Source organism: Stutzerimonas stutzeri SDM-LAC (assembly GCF_000235745.1).
GTDB lineage: Bacteria > Pseudomonadota > Gammaproteobacteria > Pseudomonadales > Pseudomonadaceae > Stutzerimonas > Stutzerimonas stutzeri_H.
Window position 1 is genome coordinate 1 of the sequence record NZ_AGSX01000143.1, and the last position, 3,294, is coordinate 3,294.

Annotated in this window: 3 protein-coding genes; all 3 read left to right on the forward strand. The window is 64.1% G+C overall.

What is annotated here, in order from left to right; genetic code table 11:
* The coding region (locus tag PSTU_RS0115165) for a tripartite tricarboxylate transporter TctB family protein (RefSeq protein ID WP_019341876.1) at nt 1-257 on the forward strand (257 nt) is incomplete at its 5' end.
* Nucleotides 258-281: 24 nt separating this feature from the next.
* Nucleotides 282-1,760, forward strand: a complete 1,479-nt coding sequence (locus tag PSTU_RS0115170; protein WP_019341877.1) for a tripartite tricarboxylate transporter permease — start codon at nt 282-284, stop codon at nt 1,758-1,760.
* Nucleotides 1,761-1,823: 63 nt separating this feature from the next.
* Nucleotides 1,824-3,218, forward strand: a complete 1,395-nt coding sequence (locus PSTU_RS0115175) for a DUF2868 domain-containing protein (protein ID WP_019341878.1) — start codon at nt 1,824-1,826, stop codon at nt 3,216-3,218.
* The last annotated feature ends 76 nt before the right edge of the window (nt 3,219-3,294 follow it).

Below are 3,294 nucleotides of genomic sequence, written 5' to 3' on the forward strand. Positions count from 1 at the left end.
CGGCGGAAGGCGAATCCGAACGTGCACCGGCCCGGCGCTGGCTGCTCATGTTGGCCGGGCTGGGCGCCTACTGGCTGCTGTTCGACCTGCTCGGCGCCATAGCTGTCGGCATCCTTGGCACGCTGTTGTTGTTTGCGGCTCATCCGGTGCGCAAGCCCTGGCTTTACCTGCTGGCAATCGCGCTGCCGTGGCTGGTAAGCCTGCTGTTCATCCATGTTCTGAACGTCCCGTTGCCCTCCGGCACGCTCTGGAACTGACACCGCCCTTACGCGAGTGACCGCATGGAAGGTTTTTCCGAAGTCCTGGACTTGTTTCTCAGCGTCGACAACTTCATCGCCATCTTCATTGGCGTGCTGATCGGCGTCGTCGTCGGTGCGATTCCCGGTCTTACCGCGACCATGGCCGTGGCACTGGCCTTGCCCTTCACCTTTTCGCTGGAGCCGGTGACAGCCATCCTGCTGTTGGTGGGCATCTACAAAGGCGGCATGTACGGCGGCTCGATCACCGCCATCCTGATTCACACGCCAGGCTCGCCGGCCGCTGCCTGCACCCTGCTCGACGGCTATCCACTGACGCAACAGGGCAAGGCAAAGAAGGCGCTGCAGATGGCGCTCTATTCGTCCTGCATCGCCGATGTGCTATCGAACCTGGCGCTGATTCTGTTTGCCTCCTATCTGGCCAAGATCGCGCTGAATTTCGGGCCGCCAGAGTTCTTCTGGCTGATCTGTTTCTCACTGACCATCATCGTCTCCATTGCTGGCGACTCGCCGGTCAAGGGCCTGATCGCAGCCAGCTTCGGCGTCATCGTCTCCATGATCGGCATGGATGCGGTGTACGGCAGCCAGCGCCTGACGTTCGACAACTACAACCTGATGGACCGGGTGTCCTTCGTGCCGTTGCTGATCGGCCTGTTCGCCATCCCCGAGGTCATCGACTTCTACCTGAAGAAAGCCGGCCCCCATATTCGCGCCGCTTCCAGTGGAGCTGGCCTGACGCTTGGCGAGCTCAAGTCCAGCCTGGTGACCATCGTGCGCGGCTCGTTTATCGGCGTGATCATCGGCGCCATTCCAGGCGCCGGCGCCACCGCGGCGTCTTTCATCTCCTATAGCGAAGCCAAACGGCGCTCGGCCAACCGGGCGAACTTCGGCAAAGGCGAACTCGAAGGCGTCGCAGCCGCCGAGTCAGGCAACAACGGCGTAGCTGGAGCGACGCTCATTCCGCTGCTGTCGCTGGGCATCCCGGGTGACGTGATCACCGCGATCATCCTCGGCGCCTTCATGATCCATGGGCTGACGCCCGGCCCGGTGCTGTTCCAGGAGAACCTGACGCTGGTCTACGCGCTGTTCTGCGGGATCATGCTGAGCTCGGCGGTGCTGCTGTTCGTCGGTCACGGCGTGATCAAGTATTTCTCACTGATCGCCGAGATCCCCAAGGCTGTCCTGCTTCCCATCGTGCTGATGTTCTGTGTCTACGGTGCCTTTGCCGTGAACAACAGCCTGTTCGACATTGGCCTGATGCTGCTCTTCGGCGTGATCGGTTATCTGTTCAACCGTACCGGCTTCGCAACAGCGCCCTTCCTCCTCGGATTTATCCTCGGGCCGATGTTCGAGGACAACCTGCGACGTACGCTGCTGATCGGTCGCGGCGACCCCATGATCTTCTTCCGTGGGCCGATCACCTGGATCTTCATCCTGCTCACCGCGCTGTCGCTTTTCTTCGCGGTAAGGCGCTATTGGCAGGAGCGTATCCGGGCGCGCTGAGTTGTTCGCCCTAGTGGCCGGCACCGGTTATCCTCAGGACCGAGCCCTTCTCCGAGAAACCGCGTGCCCGCACCTCCCCCCTCATTACCGAATCCCCTCGACCGCCTCTGGCTGACCGAAGCCGTGCGCCTGCGCGAAGAGCATGCCGGTCCGCTCGATGATGCCGAAGCCAATCGCCAAGCCCGAGCGCAGGGCGGACAACTGCCGGAACGGATCGAATATCGTGCGCTGTGGCTAGCACGCCGGGACGGCCTGATCGATGCACTGCGACACTGGCGGCAGGGCGCGCGGCTGGCGGGTTTCGCACTCGTTCTGCTCGCGCTTTTCACCGGTGCTGGACTGGCGCTCGCGGCGCTTGGTGATGGGGTACGGCCGGTCAATGTGTTCTGGGCGCTGGGCAGCCTGCTCGGGTTGAATCTATTGACGCTGCTGGGCTGGCTGCTGGGTTTCGTTTTCGCTGGCGATACGGGCGGTGCATTGGGTCGGCTATGGCTCTGGCTCAGCGAAAAGCTGGCGCGGGATGCCCGTGCCGTGCAGCTGGCGCCCGCGCTGTTGGCCGTGCTGGAACAGCGTCGCCTCGGGCGCTGGCTGTTAGGGCTCGGGGTGCACGGTTTATGGCTGGTTGCGATGAGCAGCGCCCTGTTGGCCCTCCTCGCGCTGTTGGCCACGCGGCGCTACGGCTTTGTCTGGGAAACCACAATTCTCGGCGAAGGCGCATTCATCAACCTGACCCAGGCGCTCGGGACCCTGCCGTCACTGCTCGGCTTCAGCGTGCCGGATATCGACCAAATCCGCGCCAGCGGAGCCCTGATCGGAGGCGCCGAAGCCGCCCGTCAAAGCTGGGCCGGCTGGCTGGTTGGCGTGGTGCTGATCTATGGGTTACTGCCGCGCGTGCTACTTGCGGTGTTCTGCCTGTGGCGCTGGCGACGTGGGCGAGCACGCCTACAGCTCGATCTACAGCTGCCCGCCTACCGCCTGCTCCGTGAACGCCTGCAGCCCTCCAGCGAGCGGCTCGGTGTCAGCGACGCCGCGCCGGACCAACTGCACGTGCCAGGCGCCGGGCCGCAACTGGACGGCAGCGAGGGCGCGGTGCTGGTGGCCATTGAGCTGGACCCGAGCCATCCCTGGCCCCCGAAACTGCCTAAGTCCGTTGCTGCTGCTGGCGTACTGGATGATCGCGAGCAGCGGCGTCGCTTGCTGGAACAGCTGACACGCTTCCCACCGCAACGTCTCGCCATTGCCTGTGATCCGCGCCGGTCGCCGGATCGTGGCACCCTCGCGTTGATCGGCGAGCTCAGCCGTTGCGCCGCGCAGAGCCGCGTCTGGCTGTTGCAGCCTCAGGCCGGCGAGGCACTGGACAGCGACCGCTTGCAGGACTGGAAACAGGCGCTGGACAGCCTCGCCTTGCCTCATTCCACCAGCGCACCACTGACCTGGCTGGAGAGCGGCCATGATTGATGAGCGCAGCATGATTCTGGTAGGAGCCAGCTTGCTGGCGATCAACGCGGCGACCCCGCACAGCGGATCGCCAGCA